The sequence below is a fragment of the Sedimentimonas flavescens genome, from assembly GCF_019264375.1.
Lineage (GTDB): Bacteria > Pseudomonadota > Alphaproteobacteria > Rhodobacterales > Rhodobacteraceae > Rhodobacter > Rhodobacter flavescens.
The window spans coordinates 13145-33910 of the sequence record NZ_JAHVAI010000016.1 but is presented as its reverse complement, the minus strand read 5'-3'; the positions used below and the strand labels follow the sequence as shown (position 1 = coordinate 33910).

Sequence of the window (20766 nt, the reverse complement as noted above, 5' to 3'; positions counted from 1 at the left end):
CGCTCCCCCTTTTCAACCCAGCTCAGCGATCGGAGTCTACACGCTTGCTGGTATAGCCGGCTTCGGATTGTTCGGATTCTAGCCCTCTGCCGTTATCGCTAACATATCCAGCGCGAGACGCTTGCGCAAGAGAAATATTTGGCGCTAACAAGGTACATCCCCAACGAAAGGCCAATTGCGTGTCCAGACCTCCTGTCGAACCCCGCCGCCCGCTGACTCTGCGCGATGTCTCTGAGGCTTCCGGCGTCTCGGAAATGACGGTGAGCAGGGTTCTGCGAAACCGAGGAGATGTGTCCGACTCGACGCGCGAGAAGGTGCTCGAGGCCGCCAAGGAGCTTGGCTATGTGCCCAACAAGATCGCCGGGGCGCTGGCCTCGCAGCGGGTCAATCTTGTGGGGGTGATCGTGCCTTCGCTCTCGAATCTGGTGTTCCCCGAGGTGCTTTCAGGCATTTCCCAGGAGCTGGAGGATACCGGGCTGCAACCGGTCTTCGGCGTCACGAACTACTCCCCCGAGAAAGAAGAGAGCGTGCTTTACGAGATGCTCTCGTGGCGGCCTTCCGGGCTGATCATCGCGGGGATCGAACATACCCCCGCCGCACGGGCCATGCTTGAGAACGCCGGCGCGCCGGTTGTCGAGATCATGGATGTGGACGGGCGCGGCGTCGATTCGGTCGTCGGTATCTCGCATCGCCGCGCGGGCCTGCACATGGCCGAGGCGATCCTGGCGGCAGGTTACCGGCGCATCGGTTTCCTTGGCACCAAGATGCCCGAGGACCACCGTGCGCGTAAACGCCTTGAAGGTTTCGAGGAGGGGCTGGCGAAGGCGGGTGTCACGCTCGCCGATACCGAGTTCTATTCGGGCGGGTCGGCGCTGCTGAAAGGTCGCGAGATGACCGAGGCGATGCTGAAGCGCACCCCGGACATCGACTTCCTCTATTACTCGAACGACATGATCGGCGCGGGCGGCCTGCTGTGGTGCCTTGAGAACGGCTATGACGTGCCGGGCAAACTGGGGCTGGCGGGCTTCAATGGGGTCGATCTGCTCGACGGTCTTCCGGTGCGTCTGGCCACGATGGACGCCTGCCGTCGCGAGATCGGCCGCACCGCCGCGCAGATCATCGCCGGGCGTCCGCATCAAGGGCTGATCGGCGGCGAGGTGGTCGAGCTGGAGCCGGTCATCCAATATGGCGACACGATCCGCCGCGCTTAAAGAACGCCGCCCTTACCCCAACTGACCGAGGCATGCTGGCGGGTGTAGAACTCGCCCAGCAGGCCCAGCATCAACAGCGCCAGCCCGACGTAGAGCGCATAGTGCCAGTCGGTGAAATGCGGGTTGTAGTTGATGAAGGTGAAGCCGCGGGACTGGTCGATTAGGTGGAACAGCGGGTTCCAGCTGAACAGGGCCAGCATCTTCGGGGGCAGGGAGTTGGCCAGAAACATCTTGCCCGAGGCGATGAAGTTCGCCCGCATATACACAAGGCGCACGATTCCGATCAGACCCGGCGCCCAAGGTGTAACCGCCAGGAAAACAAGCCCGACCGTCATCCCCACAAACCACGCCAGCAACAGCATCCCGAAGGCACCCTGCCAATTGTCGATCTCGATCGGAGTGACGATGGCGTGGTAGAGGTAGAGCACCACCACCAGCGTCAGCACCTGATTGTAGAGAACCGCAAGTGCGGAAGACAGGATGGCCGCTGCGGTGGTCATCGGGGCGTGTTTCATCATCGAGGATGTCGGCCCGCCAGAGCCCGAAACCGCCGCCATCGTCTTGTTATAGGTCATGAACAGGAAGATGCCGCTGTAGAGATAAAGAACGTAGTCGCCGCGCACGACAGTTCGTCGCAGGCCAACGATGTTCATGAAGACATACATGACCGCGAGCATCACCACGGCCTGAACCATGTTCGACAGAAGCCCGACGATGGCATTCCCGCTCGATCCGCGAATGCGTCGCGCGGTCAGGTGAAACACCAGCTCCAGCAGGCTGAAGGTCGAGCCGAGCGTTGAATTGCTGCGCTTTGCCGTGAACATTCCCTGCGATCCTGGCCTTGCCGTGCCCCGATCATGGCCGGGAAAACTTGCCGTTCCGTTGATGGCGCATCATAAGGTGGGTGTCGCCCTGTAGCAATCGGGCCTCGGGCGATCTGGAATGGAGTGCAAGATGGATTATGAACGACTCGTCAGCGTGATGCGCCGCCTGGCGTTGGAAGCCGGCGACAAGATCATGGAAATCTACAACTCGCCCGAGTTCGAGGTGAAGTCGAAGTCCGACGCCTCGCCCGTGACCGAGGCCGACGAGGCCGCCGATGCGCTGATCTCGGAGGGTCTGGCCGAGGCTTTCCCGCAGGTGGCGCAAGTGACCGAGGAACAGGCCGCAAGCCACGGCCAGCAGGTCAGCACCTTCCTGATCGTCGATCCGCTCGACGGCACCAAGGAATTCGTCCAGCGCCGCGGCGATTTCACCGTCAACATCGCCTATGTGCTCGAAGGCGTGCCGGTGCGCGGCGTGGTCTATGCGCCCGCCAAGGGGCGGCTGTTTTACACGCTGGCCGACGGGCGCTCGGTCGAAGAGGTCGGGCCCGAGTTCGACAAGGAAACCCCCGGAGCGCAGACGCCGATCACCGTCTCGATGCCCGACAATCGCGGGTTGATGGTGGTCGCATCAAAATCGCACCGCGATCAGGCGACTGACGATTACATTGCGCAATATGGCGTGAAAGACATGACCTCGGCAGGATCGTCGCTGAAATTCTGTCTGGTGGCTACGGGTGAGGCAGATCTTTACCCGCGCCTTGGCCGCACGATGGAATGGGACACGGCGGCGGGCGATGCAGTTCTGCGCGGCGCGGGCGGCGAGATGGTGCGATTTGACGACCACACGCCCTTTACCTATGGCAAGCCCGGTTTCGAGAACCCCTTCTTCATCGCCTATGCCCCGGGCGTGCTTCTGGTGAAATAATGTCCGTTCTGATCGTCATCCCCGCCCGCTATGCCTCGACCCGCTATCCGGCCAAGCCCCTTGTGGCGCTGACCGGGGCAAGCGGCGTGTCCAAGACCCTGATCCAGCGCAGCTGGGAGGCCGCGATGGCCGTGAAGGGCGTCGATCGCGTCGTCGTCGCCACTGATGACGAGCGCATCAAGGCCGAGGCCGAGCGCCACGGCGCCGAGGTCGTGATGACCTCGACCGAGTGCCGCAACGGGACCGAGCGCTGCGCGGAGGCGTACAGCAACCTGGGTGGCGGCTATGACATCGTGGTGAACCTGCAAGGCGATGCGCCGCTGACGCCCGCCTGGTTCATCGAAGATCTGATCGCGGGCCTTGAGGCGAACCCCTGGGCCGAACTGGCCACCCCCGTGCTGCGGTGCGAGGGCGCGATGCTGGCCAGCCTGCGCGAAGACCGCCATCACGGCCGAGTCGGCGGCACCACCGCCGTCTTCGGCGCGGGCAATCGCGGGATCTACTTCTCGAAAGAGGTCATCCCCTACACCTCGGAAAGCTATGCCCCGGACGCGCCGACGCCGGTTTTCCACCATGTCGGCGTCTATGCTTACCGCCCCGAGACGCTGCTCGCCTACCCCGACTGGCCCATCGGCCCGCTGGAAACGCTCGAAGGGCTGGAGCAGTTGCGTTTCCTCGAAAACGGCCGCGCGGTGCTATGCACCGAGGTCGAGGCCCGCGGACGCGAGTTCTGGGAATTGAACAACCCCTCTGACGTCGCCCGGATCGAGGCGATGATGGCGGGCATGGGCCTCGAATGAGCCCGGCGCCGGTGCGCACGAGCGTTATCGTCGTCTCGCGCCACCGGCCCGAACATCTGTCGCTGTGCCTTCGCGGCCTTGCACAACTCGACCACCCGGATTTCGAAGTGATCGTGGTTGCCGACCCCGAAGGGTTGGCCGTAACCGAGGCGCTACCCGTCAAGAGCATCCTCTTTGACGAGGCCAATATCTCGGCCGCCCGCAATGCCGGGATCGTCGTGGCTGCGGCGCCTGTGATTGCGTTTATCGACGACGACGCCGTGCCCGAGCCGACCTGGCTCTGCCGTCTGACCACGCCTTTCGCAGATCCGCGTGTGGTGGCCGCAGGCGGGTTCGTGCGCGGGCGTAACGGGATCTCCTATCAGTGGAAAGCCTCGCAGACCGACCAGCTTGGCGTCAGCCGTGGGCTGAGCGTGGCCGAGGGGCAAGCGACGCTCCTGCCGCCCCCGCCCGAGGGCGCGATCCGCACCGAGGGCACCAATTGCGCCTTTCGCCGTGATGCGGTGGCCGCGCTTGGCGGCTTTGATCCGGCGTTCCGCTTCTATCTTGATGAGACCGACCTGAACCTGCGCTTGACCACGAGTGGCGGGCTGACCGCCATCGTGCCGGGCGCGCAGGTGCATCACGGTTTCGCTGCCTCGGCCCGGCGCAGGGCGGATCGGACGCCGACCGACCTGCATGAAATTGGCGCCTCCTCGGCAGTCTTCTGGCGCAAGCACGCCCCGGCGGATGCAATCCGCAAAGCACGCGAGGCCCTGTTGGAGGCCCAACGCATGCGGCTTGAGAACTATGTCGCTGACGGGCGCCTGCCGCGCGCTGCTCTCGGGCCGCTGATCCTCAGCCTGACCGAGGGGCTGGACGCAGGCGAGGCCCGCCCGATCAACCCGCTGCCCGGGATCGGCCCGGCCTCCGACGCCTTCCTGCCGTTTCCCGCAGGGCCGCGCCCCCGCCGCATCATCGCGGGCCGCATCTGGCAGGCCCGCGCCAAACGCGCAGAGGCCGCGCGTGCGGTCGCCCAAGGCGCGGTGGTTTCGCTCTTTCTCTTCGCCCCGTCGATCCGCCGCCACAGGGTCCGGTTTCATCCCGAGGGCTACTGGGAGCAAAGCGGCGGGCTGTGGGGGAAATCGGATCGGGACCAGCCCGCCTTCGCCCCGTGGCGCTTCGCCGCGCGGCTGCGCCACGAGATCGCGCAGATCGCCCCGTTTCGGGGCCTCTAGCACCCCGCTCGCGCAAATCTTTCACTCCAAGCAAGTTTCCGCGAGGCATGTTTCGGCCGCAGGGGGCACTTCTTGTTTTCTGCACCTGAAAACGCCTAATATCGCGCCAACCGCAAGGGCGGCATGGCGCCGCCTGCAAATATCGGGTGAGTAATGAAACGTAAGGTTACCAAAGCGATTTTTCCGGTAGCAGGTCTCGGAACGCGCTTTCTTCCCGCCACCAAGTCGATCCCGAAAGAGATCCTGACGCTCGTCGATCGCCCGCTGATCCAGTATGCCATCGACGAAGCGCGCGCGGCTGGCATCACCGAATTCATCTTCGTCACCTCGCGTGGCAAGTCGGCGCTTGAGGATTACTTCGACGACGCGCCCGAGCTGGAAAACCAGCTGCGCAAGTCGGGCAAGACACAGCTGCTGGATATTCTTGAATCGACCAACATGGATTCGGGCGCCATCGCCTATGTGCGCCAGAACCGCGCGCTTGGTCTGGGCCATGCCGTGTGGTGCGCGCGCCGCCTCGTTGGCGACGAGCCTTTCGCGGTGATCCTGACCGACGACGTCATTGCCGCCGACAAGCCCTGTCTGCAGCAGATGATGGAAGCCTATGAGGAAACCGGCGGCAATATCGTCGCCGCGATGGAGGTCCCGCATGAGCGCACCTCGTCCTACGGCGTTCTCGACATCGCCGAGGAGAACGGCGCGGTAGTGAAGGCCAAGGGCATGGTCGAAAAGCCCAAGCCGGAAGTGGCGCCCTCGAACCTCGCCGTGATCGGTCGCTACATCCTGACGCCCGAGATCATGAACAACCTCAACGCCAAGAAGCAGGGCGCCGGTGGCGAGATCCAGCTGACCGACGCCATTGCCGAGGAAATCAGCAAGGGCAACCCGGTCTATGGCTACCGCTTCCGCGGCCAGCGTTACGACTGCGGCTCGAAGGCGGGCTTCTTGCAGGCGACGGTGGCCTTCGGCCTCGCGCGTGAGGACCTGCGCGATGAATTCTCGGACTACCTGACCGACCTCATCGCGATGCGTTCGGCCGCCGAGTAACCCATGGCCAAGCATGTTCTGGTGACGGGTGGGGGCGGTTATATCGGCTCCCACGCCTGCAAGGCCCTGCGGGCCGCAGGCTATGTGCCCGTCACCTACGACAGCTTTGTCACCGGATGGCGCGACGCGGTGAAGTTCGGTCCGCTCGAAGAGGGTGATCTGGCCGACCGGGCGCGCCTTGATGCGGTTTTCGCGAAATGGCGGCCGGTGGCGGTGATGCATTTCGCCGCCCTCAGCCTTGTCGGCGAGTCGATGCAGGACCCCGGCAAATACTGGCGCGCCAATGTGCTTTCGTCGCTCAATCTGATCGAGGCGGCCTGCGCGGCGGGTTGCCTCGATTTCGTCTTTTCCTCGACCTGCGCGACCTATGGCGATCAGGACGGTGTCGTGCTGGACGAGACCACGCCGCAACGCCCGATCAACGCCTATGGCGGCTCAAAACGCGCCATCGAGGACATTCTGCGCGATTTCGGGCTAAGCCACGGGTTGCGCGCGGTCATCTTCCGCTATTTCAACGTCGCGGGTTCGGACCCCGAGGGCGAGGTGGGCGAGTTCCACCGGCCCGAGACGCATCTGATCCCGCTGATGCTTGACGCCATCGACGGCAAGCGCCCGGCGCTGACGGTCTTCGGCTCGGATTACCCCACGCCCGACGGCACCTGCATCCGCGATTATGTCCATGTCTGCGATCTGGTGGATGCGCATGTGCTGGGGCTGCAATGGCTTGAGGCCGGGAAGGGCTCGGAAGTGTTCTGTCTGGGCACCGGTCAGGGCTTTTCGGTGCGCGAGGTGATCGCGCAGTCCCGCGCCGTCACGAACCGCGAGGTGCCGATCATCGAGGGCGACCGGCGGCCCGGCGATGCGGCGGTGCTGGTCTCGGGTTCGACCAAGGCGATGCGCGAGCTGGGCTGGACGCCAAGGCGCGCCGATCTGTCCACCATGATCGCCGATGCCTGGCGCTGGCATCAAAGCGGCCACTATGAGCGATAGGCCCGCCTGCCGACTTCTGGATATTACGCGGCTCGTGTCGCGGGTGGGGCGTGGCCCGATGACCGGGATCGACCGGGTTGAGGCTGCCTATCTCGACCGGCTGCGGCATGAGGATGTGCCGCTCTTCCTGCTTTGCCGCACCGCCTACGGGTTCTTGCTGCTGCGCGGCTCGGAGGCCGAGTATGTTTTCGCCGCACTGGGCGCGCCCGAGACACTGCCCTCACCCGGCCTGATCAACCGGCTGCGCGGCCGCACCAGCCCGCGCCTGCGGCTTGAGGCCGGGTTGCGGGCACGCGCGCTGGCGCGGGTGCCGGGTGGCGGGCTGGCCTGGATGCTTTCACGCCGCCTGCCGCGCCCGATCAGCTATATCAATGTCGGGCAAAGCTCGCTCAAGCAAAAGAACCTGCAGCGGCTGCGCCGGGTGCCGGGGCTACGGATCACGGTCATGCTGCATGACACGATCCCGCTCGATCTTCCCGACTATGCGGGGATCGGCGAGCCCGAGCGGTTCCGCGCCGCCTTCGACGCGGTCCTGCGCAATGCCGATCTGATCCTGTGCAACTCGGCCGCGACCATGGCCGACATCCGGCGCCACGCCGGAGCGCAGCACCCGCCCTGCCTCGTTGCCCACCTAGGTGTCGATCTGCCGCGCCCCGATGCACATGCGATCCCGCCCGATCTGGATCTGATGCCGGACTATTTCGTGACCCTCGGAACGATCGAGCCGCGCAAGAACCACGCCTTGCTGCTTGACGCCTGGGAAGAAATCATCGCCCGCATGGGCCCCGAGGCGGCCCCGCGCCTGTTGATCATCGGCCACCGCGGCTGGAAGAATGAGGCAGTTTTCCACCGTCTCGACAGCGCGCCCTATATGGGAAAGGTTGTGCATGAGCTGTCCGACCTGAACGATGCGGCGGTATCCGCATTGCTGGCAGGGGCGCATGCGCTGCTCATGCCCTCTTTCGCGGAAGGGTTCGGCCTGCCTCCGCTTGAGGCGATGGCGCTTGGCACTCGTGTGATCGCGGCACCTTTGCCGGTTTACGGGGAATTCCTGGGCAACAGTGTCATTTACGCAGACCCGACCGACAGCTATGACTGGGTTAACACGATACTGGAACTGACAGGCGGCGGGCGCGGACAGGAACGGGCGGAATCCTCGGACAAGGATCATCCGGCCCTGCCAAGCTGGGAGGCGCATTTCAACCTCGTGTTAAGCGCGGTGTGAAAGGCTTCGCTGAACAGCGCCTGAAGTGGACGGAGCGGCGGAATGAGCATACGGGAGACCCTGCGCCTGCGTTACAAACGCAAGCGTCTGCTGTTCCGGGCCTTCCGCAAGCGCCATGAACTGAACTGCCTTGCCGACCGGACCGGCGCGATCGTGAGCTCGGATGTTCTGGTCTTCACCACGCTGCGCAACGAGAAGATCCGCCTGCCCTATTTCCTGCGCTACTATCGCGAACTCGGCGTGCGGCATTTCCTGATGGTGGATAACGGCTCGGACGATGGCTCGACCGAGTATCTGCTGGCCCAGCCCGATGTGTCGCTCTGGCGCACCGAGGCCAGCTACAAAAGCTCGCGCTACGGGATCGACTGGATCAACTGGCTCTTGCGCAGATACGGCACGGGGCACTGGACGCTGACGGTCGATCCTGACGAGTTCTTCGTCTATCCCTTCTGCGATACGCGGCCCATCGACGCGCTGACCGACTGGCTCGATACCTATGACATCCGCGCCTTCCCGGCGATGATGCTGGACATGTATCCCAAGGGCCCGATCGACGCCGTGCCCTACCGCGCGGGCGATAACCCGTTCGAGACGGCCTGCTGGTTCGACGGCGGCAATTACACGATCTCGAAGAACCCCGAGTATCACAACCTCTGGATCCAGGGCGGGCCGCGCGCACGGATGTTCTTTGCCGACCGCCCGACCGAGGCGCCCTCGCTCAACAAGGTGCCGCTGGTGCGCTGGCAGCGCGGCTTTGCCTTCATCTCCTCGACCCACATGATGCTGCCGCGCGGGCTAAACGCCGTCTATGACGAATGGGGCGGCGAGAAGGTCTCGGGCTGCTTGCTGCATGCCAAGTTCATCTCGCCGCTGAGCGAGAAGATCACCGAGGAGATGGAGCGGGGCGAGCATTTCGGCGGCTCACGCGAATATCGCGCCTATTCCGAAACGCTGGCGAAAGAACCGGACCTCTGGTGCAAATGGTCCGAGAAATATATCAACTGGCGACAGCTTGAGATCCTTGGCCTGATGTCGAAGGGGAACTGGGCTTAGGACATGGGCATGACCGTCGGCTTCATCATTCTGTGCCATACGGCGCTTCACCGGACCGCGCAGATCGCGCGGCACTGGGCCGAGCATGGCACGCCGGTGGTGATCCATGTCGATCACCGGGTCAGCGATGCCGATTACGGGAAACTGACAGCCGCCGTCGCCGATCTCGATACTGTCTCGTTCTGCAAGCGGTTCAAGTGCGACTGGGGCACCTGGTCGCTGGTGGCCGCCTCGCAGGCCGGGGCCGAGCAGATGCTGGCCCGACACCCCGAGGTGCGGCATGTCTATCTGGCCTCAGGCGCCTGCCTGCCGCTGCGCCCCGTGCAGGAGTTGATCGACTATCTCGACGCGCGGCCCAACACCGACTTCATCGAAAGCGTGACCACCACCGATGTCGGCTGGACTATGGGCGGCGTGGATATGGAGCGATTCACCCTGCGCTTCCCCTTCTCGTGGAAATCGCAGCGCAAGGCCTTTGACCGCTACGTCGCGCTGCAACGCCGCCTCGGCTTCAAGCGCACCATCCCCGAGGGGCTGGACCCGCATCTGGGCAGCCAGTGGTGGTGCCTGACCCGCCGCACGCTGAGCGCGATCCTGCAAGACCCCAAACGCAAGCTCTACGAGCGTTATTTCAAGAAGGTCTGGATCCCGGACGAGGCCTATTTCCAGACGCTCGTGCGGCGCTACTCGGGCGCGCTCGAAAGCCGCTCGCTGACGCTGTCGAAGTTCGATTTTCAGGGCAAGCCGCATATCTTCTACGATGACCACCTTGAGCTGCTGCGCCGCTCGGATTGCTTCGTGGCGCGCAAGGTCTGGCCCAAGGCCGACCAGCTCTATACGACCTTCCTCGCCCCCAACCGCATGGCCGCGAGCCAGGCCGAGCCGAACCCCTCGAAGGTCGATCGCCTCTTTGCGCAGGCGGTGGAACGGCGCACCAAGGGGCGTGCGGGGCTCTACATGCAGTCACGCTATCCGCTGCGCGGCCGCGAGAATGGAAAGACATCGGCGCCCTACTCGATCTTTCAGGGCTTCACCGAACTGTTCGAGGATTTCGACGACTGGCTGGCGCGGCAGGTTGGCGCGCGGGTGCATGGCCATCTGTTCGGACCCGAACGGGCCGAATTCGCCGGGTCAGAGACGGTTTTCAACGGCTGCCTGTCCGATTCCGCGACCCTGCGCGACTATGACCCCCAGTCCTTCCTCGCCAGCCTGATCTGGAACTCGCGCGGCGAGCGGCAATGTTTCATGTTTGGCCCGCGCGACACGCAAAGCCTGAACGCCTTCACCGCCGCCGACCCCAACGCGCAGATCTCGGTCGTGACGGGGGCCTGGGCGGTGCCGCTGTTCCGCTCAAACCTGACCTTCGCCGAGATCCGGAACGAGGCCGCGCGCCTGCAACAGATCGAATTCGATCAGGTCGAGATCCTGAAGTCCGTGCTTGCCAAGGCCCGTATCCGGGTCTGGAGCATGTCGGAATTCCTCGAACACCCGATGGAGAACCTGCAGGCCATCGTCGATGAGATCGCCCCGCGCAACGCCCGGCGCCTATCCGAGGCGCCGCATATCGTCGATCTGACCGGTTTTGGCGGCTTTCTTCAGGCGCTGAAGAACCAGGGGATGCAGTTGCGGCTGGCCGGCCATTTCCCGACCGAAGCCGATCAGCGCCCCAACGCGCCCGCGCGGCCACGGCCCTATGTCGTGGTGAAGTAACCGATGGCGCGCTTCGACAGCTTCGTCATCCTTGCGGCGATGCGGACGGGCTCGAACCTGCTCGAAGCCGCGCTGAACGCGCTGGCGGGCGTGACCTGCCATGGCGAGGCCTTCAACCCCGCGCTGATCGGCTACCCCAAGCGCGACACGCTTCTGGGAATGAGTCTGGCCGAGCGCGATGCCGACCCGCTGGTGCTGTGGCAAAGGATCGGCGCCGAGCCCGGTCTGAACGGCTGCCGCTATTTCCCTGATCACGATCCGCGCGTGCTTGGCGCGATGCTGGACGATCCGCGCTGCGCCAAGATCGTTCTGAACCGCAATCCGCTGGAAAGCTATATCAGCCTCAAGATCGCGCGGGCGACCGGCCAGTGGCGGCTTGCCGATGCGCGCCATCGCATCGCCGCGCTGGCCAAGTTTGACGCGGCTGAGTATGCCGCCCACCTGGAAACCTTGCAGCAGTTCCAGTTGCGTGTCTTGCACGCGCTTCAGACCTCGGGGCAGACGGCCTTCTATCTCGATTATGAGGATGTGCCCGATCTGTCCGTGCTGAACGGGCTGGCGCAATGGCTTGGAGTCGAGGCGCGTCTGGACACGCTTTCCAGCAAGCTTGTGCCACAGAATCCCGAACCGTTGGAAGACAAGGTTTCCAACCCGGCGGCGATGGAGGCGGCGCTTTCGCGGCTCGATCATTTCAACCTGGCGCGCACGCCGAATTTTGAACCGCGCCGGGGGCCGAATGTGCCCGGTTTCATGGCGTTGCGCGGGGGCGGACTGTTGTTCATGCCGATCCGCCCTGCGCCGGACGCGGCGATCCGCGCGTGGCTGGAGCAGTTGGGCGAGGTCGAGGATGGCTTCTCGCAGAAGACCCTGCGCCAATGGAAGCGCCGTCACCCCGGCCATCGCAGCTTCACCGTGCTGCGCCACCCGCTCTTGCGCGCTCATCAGGCCTTCTGCACGCTGCTTGAGGCCCCGAGTTTTGAAGAGACGCGCCGGGTTCTGACGAAAAGCTATAAGATGAAACTCGACGATCACGGCCCGGCGTTTCTGGCATGGCTGCGCTGGCTCAAGCCGCATCTGGGCGGGCAGACCAAGCTGCCGGTGCAGCCGCTTTGGGCGAGCCAATCGAATATGGTTCAGTCGATCTCGCAGATCGGTGCGCCCGACTTGCTCGCGCGCGAAGATCGGCTGGCCGAGGATCTGGCCTATCTGGCGGGCGCCGCGGGGTTGGAGACACCGGCCTTCACCGCCCCCGACCCGGATAGCGGGCCGGTCAAGCTGGCCGATATCTGGCAGCCCGAAATGGAAAAAGCCGCGCGAGAGGCTTATCCGCGCGACTTCCTGCAATTCGGTTTTGGGGATTGGCGCGCCTGATCAGGCGGCTTGCGCACCCGGCCCGGCCGTCAGAACGGCGTGCAGCGCCGCCGGATCGGTATTGGCGCGCAGCTTGGCGCAGACCTCGCCATTGCGCATGGTGCGCGAGACGAGCGCCAGAGCCTTGAGATGATCGACACCCGAATCCTTGGGCGCGAACAGCGCGAAGACCAGATCGACCGGCAGCCGGTCCACCGCATCGAAATCGAGCGGTTTTTCGAGGCGCAGGAACACGCCCACGACCGATTTCAGGCCGTGCAGACGCGCATGCGGCAGGGCAACGCCATGCCCCACGCCCGTCGGGCCAAGGCTTTCACGTTCCTGCAGGGCGTCGACCGCCTGAGCCGCATCCAGCCCGTAGGCTGAATGCGCGATTTCCGAGAGGTCCTGAAACAGGCGCTTCTTGCTCGTAACGTTGACGAGTGCCTTAACGGCACCCGGCTTGAGCAGCGAGGATAGATCCATCTGTCCTTTTTCCGCGCCTGCCATCGTCAGGCGCTCATTTGCTGTTGCGCGGGTCGATCCAGCCCACATTGCCGTCATCGCGGCGATGCACGACGTTGACCCCGCCATGTTTCTCGTTGCGGAAGACCAGCATCGAGGCATTGGCCAGTTCCATCTGCATCACCGCCTCGCCGACCGAGAGCGTGGGGACCTTGGTCTCCATCTCGGCCACGATCACGGGAGCAAGGCCACCGCCGTCCTCGTGCGACTCTTCTTCATCCGCGGCGAGCACATACAGGCCGGCAGCGCCAAATTCAACAGGCTGCGAACGTTCCTTGTGATGATCCTTCAGCCGGCGCTTGTGGCGGCGCAGCTGCTTGTCCATCTTCTCACGGCAAGATTCGAAGGCTGCATAGATCTCGGTTGCATGGCCCGTCGCCGTGGCGGTCAGGCCGGTCGACAGATGAACCGTCGCTTCACAGATATACTCATGCGCATCGCGCGAAAACACCACGGTCGCATCCGTGGGGCGCTGCATATACTTGTCCACCGTTTCGCCCAGTTCGGACTTTACATGGGTTTGCAGCGCTTCGCCCACGTCAAGCTGTTTGCCGCTGATCTGGTACCGCATGGCTTCTCCTTCACGTCAGTGGCCCGAACCCGGACGGAATTGTCGGGGAGGCGGGCCGGTTAAATCTGGGGAATGGCTGTGCGCAGGGCAATGGCCGAGACGGACCGGAATCGGTCGAAAAGGGTGCTCGGGCAATGGGGCCATGTTCACGCATTTGTCTCATTTGGGAACGGATCGCGAGGGGTGTCAACGGGTCAACTTCGCTGCACCGCAGCACTCAGATGATGCGGAAGTTTTGCCCCAGATAGACGCGGCGCACATTTTCATCGTGGACCACCTCTTCGGTGGTGCCCGACATCAGCACCTTGCCATCGTGCAGGATGTAGGCGCGGTCCACGATCTCGAGCGTTTCGCGCACGTTATGGTCGGTGATGAGCACACCGATCCCACGTTCCTTGAGCTGCGACACCAACGCGCGGATCTCGCCCACGGCGATCGGATCAACCCCGGCGAAGGGTTCGTCGAGCAGCAGATACTTGGGGTCGGCAGCCAGACAGCGCGCGATCTCCACCCGCCGCCGCTCGCCCCCCGACAGCGCCAGCGCCGAGGCGTGGCGCAGATGCTCAATCGAGAACTCGCCAAGCAATTCTTCCAGTCTTTCCCGTCGCTTGTGCGGATCGTGCTCGGCGATTTCCAGCACCGCCATGATGTTCTTCTCGACCGAAAGGCCGCGGAAGATCGAGGCCTCTTGCGGCAGGTAGCCGATGCCCAATTTGGCGCGGCGATACATCGGCAGGGTGGTCACATCGCGCCCGTCTATGGAGACCTGACCGGAGTCGGGGGTGATCAGCCCGGCGACATTGTAAAAGCAGGTGGTCTTGCCCGAGCCGTTCGGGCCCAGAAGCGCCACGACCTCGCCGCGGTTCAACTCCAGCGAGACATCGCGGATCACCAGCCGCTTGCGATAGCTCTTGCGCAGGTTGGTGACGCGCAGGCCGCCTGCACCCTCGGCCAGGCTGAGTTCGGGGGTGGCCATCAGTTGCCCCCCGGTTGCAGGATCGTGCGAACCCGCCCGTCCATCCGGCCCACGCCGGTATTCAGATCGACGTCGAGCTTTTGCCCCGACATGACGCTCGCACCCTGGGTCAGCAGTACATCGCCCGTCATCACGAGCCGCCCGGTGGTCACATCATAGACCGCGTCGCTGGCCTCGGCGGCCTCGGTCGGCGAGGCCAGCGTGACCCCTCCCGAGGCGTGAAGCCGCGCGATCTTGGAATTGTCCGCGCCATATTCGACCTGCACCGTTGCCGCCTGCAGGCGCATCTCGCCCTGGCCGATCACGACATTGCCCGAAAACACCGCCGTGCCATCCGCCTGGTTAACCGACAGGCTGTCGGCCGTCACCTCGACCGGGGCCGCAGTATCGGCACGCAGCCCGGCGAAGGCCACCTCCTGTGCCGAAACGGCCACCGGTACGAGCAGAAAAATCAGGGCAAGAATGCGCGAACGGGAGAACATGAAAACCTCACTCTTGCGGCTGATATATCAGCTTTACATGCCCATTGAAAATCAGATCCTGCGAACCTGCCGCATTGGTCGTCATCAACATCGAATCGGCATTGATCGTGCCGAAGGGGCCGTCGGCCATCACCGGCTGCGGCGCTTCGAGGCGCGAGCGGTCGGTGGCGATCTGCACCACGGGCGTCGCCATGCGATAGCCCGTCGAGGTCTGCACCGTAACCCCGTCGGACAGCCTGATCCCCTCGTTGCCGGGATCGAGCAGCCCGGCGGCCGCCGTCAGATCGGTCACCATGCCGTCACGCGTTTCGATCTTGGCCACCAGCCGCTCGGCCGAGGCCCCCGCGCCGCCATTCGGATCGGGCCGCGCGGCGCTGGCGCGCACCGTCAGGGCGGAGCCATCCTCAGTCATGCCGGCATAGGTCGGCGAGGTCATGCGTTGTTCGCGCGCAAGTTCGGCCACATCGACCTTGGCATAGAACTGCGCAAGCTGCGGATCGACCTTGTCCGAGAACATGAACAGCGTGGACAACAGCGCAAGCGCGGCCAGCGGCAGGGCAATCTTGACCCATGCCACGATCATCGAATGGCTGTTGTCATAGCGCATCAGACCACCCCGGCGCGCAGGCAGTCGTGGATATGCAGGATGCCGACCGGGCGCCCCTGATCGACCGCGAAGAGGCAGGTGATCTTTTTCTCGTTCATCACGGCCACGGCGGATTCGGCCAGCACGCCGGGCGCGATGGTGCGCGGGTTGCGCGTCATCACCTCGACGGCGGTATGGCCAAGCAGGCCCTCCATGTGACGGCGCAGGTCGCCGTCGGTGATGATGCCCGACAGATGCCCCTGGGCGTCGGTGACCCCGACGACGCCAAAGCCTTTCTGGCTGATGACCAGAAGCGCCTCGGACATGGGTGTGGTCTCGGGGACCAGCGGCATGTCCTCATGCATGAGGTCGGCGACCTTGGACAGCTTCGCTCCCAGCTTGCCGCCCGGATGGAAGGTGCGGAAATGCTCGGGCGTGAACGCACGATGCTCCATCAGCGCGACGGCCAGCGCATCGCCCAGTGCAAGCGTCATGGTGGTCGAGGTGGTGGGCACATTGCCGGTGCCGCAGGCCTCGGTCGCGCGCGGCAACACCAGCGCGACATCGGCCTGACGCAGAAGGGTCGAGTCGGGCCGGCTGGCCACACCGATCAACGGGATCTGGAAGCGCCGGGTATGGGCGATCAGGTCGGCCAGTTCAGGCGTCTCGCCCGAGTTCGACAAGACCAGTGCCACATCGTCGGGCGTGACCATGCCCAGATCGCCGTGGCTTGCCTCGGCCGGGTGGACGAATTGCGCGGGCGTGCCGGTCGAGGCCAGCGTCGCCGCGATCTTGCGCCCGACATGGCCCGATTTGCCCATGCCTGACACGATAACGCGGCCGCGCGCCTTCAAGATCGTCTCGACCGCTGCAACGAAGGTGCCGTTCAGGCCCTCGGCTAGTTGCGCCAGCCCCTCGGCCTCGATCTCGATCACGCGGCGGGCGGTGGCGATGTAATCAGTGGTGGAAGATGTCATTGGGCTCCTCCCACCCCATCAGGTCAAGCTGTGCGCGCGCGGGCAGGAAGTCGAAGCACGATTTCGCCAGCCCCGTGCGGCCCTCGCGCGCCAGACGCTCAATCAGCACCTCGCGCAGGCGGTGCAGGTAGAGCACGTCCGAGGCCGCGTATTCGAGCTGCGCCTGCGTCAGTTCCGCCGCGCCCCAGTCCGAGGTCTGCTGCTGCTTGGAAATATCCACGCCCGCCAGTTCCTGAAGCAGGTATTTCAGCCCGTGACGATCGGTGAAGGTGCGCACCATCTTGGACGCGATCTTGGTGCAGAAGACCGGTGCGGTGATGACGCCAAAGGCGTTGTAAAGCGCGGCAATGTCGAATCGCGCGAAGTGGAACAGCTTCTCCACCCCCGGATCGGCGAGCATCGCACAGAGGCGCGGCGCCTCGGTCTGGCCCTTGGCGATCTGCACCAGATGCGCGTCGCCATCGCCCGAGGAAAGCTGCACAAGGCACAACCGGTCGCGGCGCGGGTCAAGCCCCATGGTTTCGGTGTCAATGGCAACCACGGGCCCAAGGGTCAGCCCCTCGGGCAGGTCGTTCTGATGCAGGTAAATGGCCACGCCGGATCCTCTTGTTCTTGTCGGCGCAGATATAATCCCTTTGTGCGGGCTTTGCCAACGTAACCCGGCCTCACGGCTGCGGCAGTTGCGTCGTAACGGCGCGCTTACGCCGATTTCGTCAGTTATGGGCCATCCGCCGCGCGTTCGACGCCATGACGCCCCCGCCCCATCGCCTTTGGCCGTGGCTGCGCAACGGCCTGAACACCTGAAAAAATCAGGCTGGACCTGTCGGGGAAATAGGCATCCGCCTGAAAAGGTGAAGGCGCGGTCCGCTTGGATCGCGCCTTCATACAAGCTGTGCCGAGATCCTGATCAGAACTGGATTTCGAGATTCATGCTCACCGACGAGGTCTCCCGAGCGCCGACTTTCTCATAGTCGTACCCCACGTTGAAACGCGCGCCACTTGCCAGGTCGACATGCCGGAGGGTGAATCCAAGCCCGCCACCGCTGTCGTCCTCGCCCGCGCCCCCATCGATCCACTCGCAGCTGACGCGCGGCACGACGCCGAGGGTGGATTGCGAAGTATCCGCGCTCAGCCCATCCAGCGGAAAGAGCACTTCGGGTGCAAAGCTGATCCGCGCGACCGGCACATGCCCGGCATCGAGAACCAGCGTGTCATCGACCACCCCATAGGCCGTGCCCGTCATGCCGATATCACCGAGATCGACATAGCCATAAGAGGCCGAGAGCGCGGGGCGCACTTGATAGCCGCTGCCGTCCACCGTTCCGGAAAGCGTCAGCCCGGTTTCAAGATTGCGGGAACTGTAATCACCGACGATGTCGAGAATACCATCGCCCATGTCGAGATCATGCCGCCCCATCCCCAACGACAGATACCCGCCGAGATAAATGTTCGTCGCCAGTTCGGTCACCGCACAGGCGCCCACACTCGCGCCGAAGCCACGCCGCCTGCGACCACAATATCGCCCAGTTCGAAACCGGTCACCACCTCGTTGAGTGTTGCCGTCACTGTAAAGGGCCCAGACACCGGACCCGTCGGACCGCTCAGGGAGACCGTCGGGGCAGAGATGTCATAGGTTACACTGAGCTGATCGGCGGCCAGACTGTCATTCGTCGCGGCATCCTGTGCTGCGGCCGCGGCGACATCAATCGTCGCAATACCCTCTGCGGTCGGCGTCACCGTGAAGCGGTAAACGCTCGCGCTGTCCGCGACAAAACCAGACGCGACACCGTTACCCACGACGACATCGTCAATCTCGAACCCGACGACGTCCTCGTTGAACGTTGCCGTCACGATGAAGGGCCCCTGCGTTTCGCCCGCCGGAGTGCTCAGCGTAATCATCGGCGCTTCGGTATCAACGACCGTTACCGTGAAACTCGCGCTGCCTGTGTTGCCCGCCGCATCCGATGCCGCGTAGGTGACGTTCGTCGTGCCAAGCGGGAAGGTGGTGCCAGATGCAAGACCTTCCGTCAGGGTGGGACCCGAAGTTACAGCGACATTGTCGGTCGCACCCGGAGCAGCATAGCTTACGACTGCGGTCGACACCCCCGGATCCGTCGGAACGACGATATTCTCTGGCACTGTGACAACCGGGGCCTCGGTGTCTGGCACCGCGACGGCCGTTCACGTGTTGACTATCGACGTATTCGTCGCACCCGAAATGGCGATTTCGTACTCATATGTCTGCGGATCTCCGGCGGACTGTGCTCTGAAAGTCAGGCCGATATAGCTATCGTTTGCATAGGATGCGCCATCGGCCCCGTTTTGCGAGACGATCACGACCGAACCAGGCACGAAACCGCATGCATCCTGAGGGTCGCTCGCGGTCATCGAGCGGTGGCCGCTGGTGGTAAGGATGCCCGTTTACCCAGCTGCTTCCGCCCGCGGTAACGTACCATGGCGGATCAGAGAGACCCGCGAACAACAGATCCGCACTTCCTGCGATGACGCCAGCGGGTTCATTGTACGGGTTGAACGGACAGTTCGTCGCCGACACTCCAACCGGCTTCACCCGCACGTCGATTCCGCCCCCCCCGAACGCGTAAGCAGAACCTGGCACCATCGCGCCAAGCGAAAGGGCGGCAGCCGTCAGATAGCGAAAACACCTGTTCATCATGCCTGGCTCCCATGAGGCTTTCACCTAGGGCAACAGGTTCGTGAGGTTCGAGGAAAACTTCCCGGCCGGCGCTGGCCTACCCGCGCACATGTTGCATCGCCGTCACAGATTGCGTCGCGCGCCAAATACTCCCGACGACCTGTCGAGGCCATTGATCAAGCCGCAACTGTCATTCTCTAGCGCAGAAGAAACCGGGCCCGCCCCTAGGTGCGTCGCTTCTTCATTTGACTGGATTGTCGGACGGATAGTGAAACCGGCGTGCGCATCGCGGGCTGCGGGGTTTCTTGATGTTCGAGCCAGTTCACGACGGTATTCGCGGCCCGCGCCCCAATCGCAGCGATGTCGCAACGCACTGAAGACAAAGCCGGATAGGTCTGCGCGACATCCTGAATGTCGTCGAATCCGACGATCAGGAAATCCTCGCCAACCTTTCGCCCGATCTCGTAGAAGCCCGACAGCATTCCGAGAGCAACGAGGTCATTGAAGCAGACCGCCGCATCGATGTCGGGATGCTCCTCCGTCAGCTTCTTCGCCGCGTTTCGACCGAACTCACGGCTTGATTTTCCCGTCATGACGACCGGCTTCATCCCGGCCTCTCGTAGCACCTCGAGATAACCCGCCTTGCGCTCTTCCGTGACCGCGCGGCCCTCAAGCCCGCCGACGAAGGCTATCCGATGGGCCTTCATCTCGATCAGGTGACGTGTCGCCTCCCTGCTGCCTGACACGTAGTCCGGCGCAATGAAGGGGAACAGCTCAAGCCTGTCATCAACCTGGCGCAGCATCTGCATGGTCGGTATGCCAGCGCGCGCGATCGCATCGAACGTTGCCTTCGTGTCCCCATATGTCGGACAGATGATCAACGCCGAAACGCCGTGCTCGATCATCGAACTGACCACCTGCTCTTGCAGGTCTGCATTCTCGTCCGCGTTGGCGATGACGGTCGAATAGCCCTTCTCGGCCAGAGCCATCTGAAGCGAGGTCGCAAACTCGGTGAAGAACGGGTTGCGCAGATCGTTAATGACCAAACCGATAAGCCCGGCATTTGACATGCGCATGTTCGCGGCAGAGCGGTTGTAGACATAACCGATATCGGCCATCGCCTGCCGGACCGCCTGGCGTGTGTCCTCCCGGACCGACGGGCTGTTTTGCAAGACAAGGCTCACGGTCGACTTGGAGACGCCGGCTTTGCGGGCAACATCAATGATTGTCGGCCTACGATTCATGGTCACCTTGTCTCTGCCTTCGAGGTTCGATTGGGTCTTGTAGCACTCTTTAAGGCATTTGAATGCTTATCAAAGCGCCTGCGCCGCGACTGTAGGAAGATCAAAGCACAGAATGCCCTCTTTGCCGCCCACCGCACCCTCTACCAGCTTTGCGCCCAGCGCCTGATGATCGGCGTTGTCCTGGTAAGCCTGAAGGGCCTCCCAATCCGCGAAATCCACGACGAAGCCGTGCATGTAGCCGCGCTCCATCTTCTCGGGGCTCTCGCTGCGGCCCGAGGTCACGCTCAGAAGGCCCGGGATCTTGCCCTCGATGTCATGCAGTTCCGCAAACAGCTCGGCGATGCGCGCCTCGCTCAGCTCTGGTTTGAAACGTATCAGAACGATGTGACGTACCATG

General features: G+C 63.7%; 22 protein-coding genes. 10 read left to right on the top strand and 12 right to left on the bottom strand.

Going from position 1 to position 20766, the window contains the following annotated elements; all coding sequences use genetic code 11:
- The first annotated feature begins 179 nt into the window (after positions 1-179).
- A complete protein-coding gene (locus KTQ37_RS14205) occupies positions 180-1211 on the top strand; it encodes a LacI family DNA-binding transcriptional regulator (RefSeq protein WP_218631182.1) in 1032 nt (343 codons plus the stop codon).
- Here KTQ37_RS14205 and KTQ37_RS14200 read toward each other — a convergent pair.
- Positions 1208-2035 (bottom strand): ABC transporter permease, encoded by an 828-nt coding sequence (locus KTQ37_RS14200; protein ID WP_218631181.1) that lies wholly within the window; start codon positions 2033-2035, stop codon positions 1208-1210. The two genes, KTQ37_RS14205 and KTQ37_RS14200, sit on opposite strands and share 4 nt — an antisense overlap.
- A gap of 130 nt (positions 2036-2165) precedes the next feature.
- Between KTQ37_RS14200 and cysQ the strand changes: the two genes are divergently transcribed.
- The 9 genes from cysQ to KTQ37_RS14155 all read left to right on the top strand — a co-directional run bounded on the left by cysQ (position 2166) and on the right by KTQ37_RS14155 (position 12376).
- Positions 2166-2963 carry a 3'(2'),5'-bisphosphate nucleotidase CysQ gene (cysQ, locus tag KTQ37_RS14195; RefSeq protein ID WP_218631180.1) on the top strand — a complete coding sequence of 266 codons (798 nt, stop codon included), beginning with the start codon at positions 2166-2168 and terminating at the stop codon, positions 2961-2963.
- On the top strand, positions 2963-3763 hold the full coding sequence (locus KTQ37_RS14190; RefSeq protein WP_218631179.1) for a 3-deoxy-manno-octulosonate cytidylyltransferase: 801 nt from the start codon (positions 2963-2965) through the stop codon (positions 3761-3763). Before cysQ ends, KTQ37_RS14190 begins: the two co-directional genes overlap by 1 nt.
- Positions 3760-4980 (top strand): glycosyltransferase family 2 protein, encoded by a 1221-nt coding sequence (locus KTQ37_RS14185; protein ID WP_218631178.1) that lies wholly within the window; start codon positions 3760-3762, stop codon positions 4978-4980. Before KTQ37_RS14190 ends, KTQ37_RS14185 begins: the two co-directional genes overlap by 4 nt.
- A 153-nt stretch (positions 4981-5133) precedes the next feature.
- Positions 5134-6027 (top strand): UTP--glucose-1-phosphate uridylyltransferase GalU, encoded by an 894-nt coding sequence (galU, locus tag KTQ37_RS14180; RefSeq protein ID WP_218631177.1) that lies wholly within the window; start codon positions 5134-5136, stop codon positions 6025-6027.
- 3 nt (positions 6028-6030) lie between these two features.
- Positions 6031-7017, top strand: a complete 987-nt coding sequence (gene galE, locus KTQ37_RS14175) for a UDP-glucose 4-epimerase GalE (protein WP_218631176.1) — start codon at positions 6031-6033, stop codon at positions 7015-7017.
- On the top strand, positions 7007-8242 hold the full coding sequence (locus KTQ37_RS14170; RefSeq protein ID WP_218631175.1) for a glycosyltransferase family 4 protein: 1236 nt from the start codon (positions 7007-7009) through the stop codon (positions 8240-8242). The genes galE and KTQ37_RS14170 overlap by 11 nt, the downstream gene beginning before the upstream one ends.
- A gap of 42 nt (positions 8243-8284) precedes the next feature.
- The gene (locus KTQ37_RS14165; RefSeq protein ID WP_218631174.1) at positions 8285-9295 is read left to right on the top strand and encodes a glycosyltransferase family 2 protein; all 1011 of its coding nucleotides are present in this window, start codon (positions 8285-8287) and stop codon (positions 9293-9295) included.
- Positions 9296-9304: 9 nt separating this feature from the next.
- The gene (locus KTQ37_RS14160; protein ID WP_218631173.1) at positions 9305-11005 is read left to right on the top strand and encodes a beta-1,6-N-acetylglucosaminyltransferase; all 1701 of its coding nucleotides are present in this window, start codon (positions 9305-9307) and stop codon (positions 11003-11005) included.
- Between the two features lie 3 nt (positions 11006-11008).
- A complete protein-coding gene (locus tag KTQ37_RS14155; protein WP_218631172.1) occupies positions 11009-12376 on the top strand; it encodes a nodulation protein NodH in 1368 nt (455 codons plus the stop codon).
- Here the strand turns inward: KTQ37_RS14155 and KTQ37_RS14150 are convergent, their stop codons facing one another.
- From KTQ37_RS14150 to KTQ37_RS14100, 11 genes are all read right to left on the bottom strand, one after another.
- Positions 12377-12841: a PTS sugar transporter subunit IIA gene (locus KTQ37_RS14150; RefSeq protein WP_218631171.1), complete on the bottom strand. Its 465-nt coding sequence runs from the start codon at positions 12839-12841 to the stop codon at positions 12377-12379. It lies immediately after the preceding gene.
- 34 nt (positions 12842-12875) lie between these two features.
- Entirely contained in the window at positions 12876-13451 is a 576-nt protein-coding gene (hpf, locus tag KTQ37_RS14145) for a ribosome hibernation-promoting factor, HPF/YfiA family (RefSeq protein WP_218631170.1), read from the bottom strand.
- Between the two features lie 217 nt (positions 13452-13668).
- A complete protein-coding gene (gene lptB, locus KTQ37_RS14140) occupies positions 13669-14427 on the bottom strand; it encodes an LPS export ABC transporter ATP-binding protein (RefSeq protein WP_218631169.1) in 759 nt (252 codons plus the stop codon).
- Complete coding sequence (gene lptA / locus KTQ37_RS14135) at positions 14427-14909, bottom strand: lipopolysaccharide transport periplasmic protein LptA (protein WP_218631168.1); 483 nt, start codon at positions 14907-14909, stop codon at positions 14427-14429. Before lptA ends, lptB begins: the two co-directional genes overlap by 1 nt.
- Positions 14910-14916: 7 nt before the next feature.
- Positions 14917-15516, bottom strand: a complete 600-nt coding sequence (locus KTQ37_RS14130) for a hypothetical protein (protein WP_218631167.1) — start codon at positions 15514-15516, stop codon at positions 14917-14919.
- Positions 15516-16472, bottom strand: coding sequence for a KpsF/GutQ family sugar-phosphate isomerase (locus tag KTQ37_RS14125; protein ID WP_218631166.1), 957 nt, complete (start codon positions 16470-16472; stop codon positions 15516-15518). Before KTQ37_RS14125 ends, KTQ37_RS14130 begins: the two co-directional genes overlap by 1 nt.
- Entirely contained in the window at positions 16453-17067 is a 615-nt protein-coding gene (locus tag KTQ37_RS14120; RefSeq protein ID WP_218631165.1) for a ribonuclease D, read from the bottom strand. The genes KTQ37_RS14125 and KTQ37_RS14120 overlap by 20 nt, the downstream gene beginning before the upstream one ends.
- Before the next feature lie 312 nt (positions 17068-17379).
- Positions 17380-17940 carry a hypothetical protein gene (locus KTQ37_RS14115; protein ID WP_218631164.1) on the bottom strand — a complete coding sequence of 187 codons (561 nt, stop codon included), beginning with the start codon at positions 17938-17940 and terminating at the stop codon, positions 17380-17382.
- Positions 17937-18641, bottom strand: coding sequence for an HYR domain-containing protein (locus KTQ37_RS16910; RefSeq protein WP_328799739.1), 705 nt, complete (start codon positions 18639-18641; stop codon positions 17937-17939). Before KTQ37_RS16910 ends, KTQ37_RS14115 begins: the two co-directional genes overlap by 4 nt.
- Before the next feature lie 708 nt (positions 18642-19349).
- Positions 19350-20369, bottom strand: coding sequence for a LacI family DNA-binding transcriptional regulator (locus KTQ37_RS14105; RefSeq protein WP_218631196.1), 1020 nt, complete (start codon positions 20367-20369; stop codon positions 19350-19352).
- 69 nt (positions 20370-20438) lie between these two features.
- Positions 20439-20765 carry a Dabb family protein gene (locus tag KTQ37_RS14100; protein ID WP_218631162.1) on the bottom strand — a complete coding sequence of 109 codons (327 nt, stop codon included), beginning with the start codon at positions 20763-20765 and terminating at the stop codon, positions 20439-20441.
- Between the last annotated feature and the right edge of the window lies 1 nt (position 20766).

Coding starts and splice junctions, on each gene's coding strand:
- KTQ37_RS14160 (WP_218631173.1), top strand. CDS start 9,305: ATGACCGTCGGCTTCATCATTCTGTGCCATACGGCGCTTCACCGGACC.
- KTQ37_RS14190 (WP_218631179.1), top strand. CDS start 2,963: ATGTCCGTTCTGATCGTCATCCCCGCCCGCTATGCCTCGACCCGCTAT.
- cysQ (WP_218631180.1), top strand. CDS start 2,166: ATGGATTATGAACGACTCGTCAGCGTGATGCGCCGCCTGGCGTTGGAA.
- KTQ37_RS14125 (WP_218631166.1), bottom strand. CDS start 16,472: ATGACATCTTCCACCACTGATTACATCGCCACCGCCCGCCGCGTGATC.
- KTQ37_RS14200 (WP_218631181.1), bottom strand. CDS start 2,035: ATGTTCACGGCAAAGCGCAGCAATTCAACGCTCGGCTCGACCTTCAGC.
- KTQ37_RS14150 (WP_218631171.1), bottom strand. CDS start 12,841: ATGGATCTATCCTCGCTGCTCAAGCCGGGTGCCGTTAAGGCACTCGTC.
- KTQ37_RS14185 (WP_218631178.1), top strand. CDS start 3,760: ATGAGCCCGGCGCCGGTGCGCACGAGCGTTATCGTCGTCTCGCGCCAC.
- lptB (WP_218631169.1), bottom strand. CDS start 14,427: ATGGCCACCCCCGAACTCAGCCTGGCCGAGGGTGCAGGCGGCCTGCGC.
- hpf (WP_218631170.1), bottom strand. CDS start 13,451: ATGCGGTACCAGATCAGCGGCAAACAGCTTGACGTGGGCGAAGCGCTG.
- KTQ37_RS14130 (WP_218631167.1), bottom strand. CDS start 15,516: ATGCGCTATGACAACAGCCATTCGATGATCGTGGCATGGGTCAAGATT.
- lptA (WP_218631168.1), bottom strand. CDS start 14,909: ATGTTCTCCCGTTCGCGCATTCTTGCCCTGATTTTTCTGCTCGTACCG.
- galU (WP_218631177.1), top strand. CDS start 5,134: ATGAAACGTAAGGTTACCAAAGCGATTTTTCCGGTAGCAGGTCTCGGA.
- KTQ37_RS14165 (WP_218631174.1), top strand. CDS start 8,285: ATGAGCATACGGGAGACCCTGCGCCTGCGTTACAAACGCAAGCGTCTG.
- KTQ37_RS14100 (WP_218631162.1), bottom strand. CDS start 20,765: ATGGTACGTCACATCGTTCTGATACGTTTCAAACCAGAGCTGAGCGAG.
- KTQ37_RS14155 (WP_218631172.1), top strand. CDS start 11,009: ATGGCGCGCTTCGACAGCTTCGTCATCCTTGCGGCGATGCGGACGGGC.
- KTQ37_RS14170 (WP_218631175.1), top strand. CDS start 7,007: ATGAGCGATAGGCCCGCCTGCCGACTTCTGGATATTACGCGGCTCGTG.
- galE (WP_218631176.1), top strand. CDS start 6,031: ATGGCCAAGCATGTTCTGGTGACGGGTGGGGGCGGTTATATCGGCTCC.
- KTQ37_RS14105 (WP_218631196.1), bottom strand. CDS start 20,369: ATGAATCGTAGGCCGACAATCATTGATGTTGCCCGCAAAGCCGGCGTC.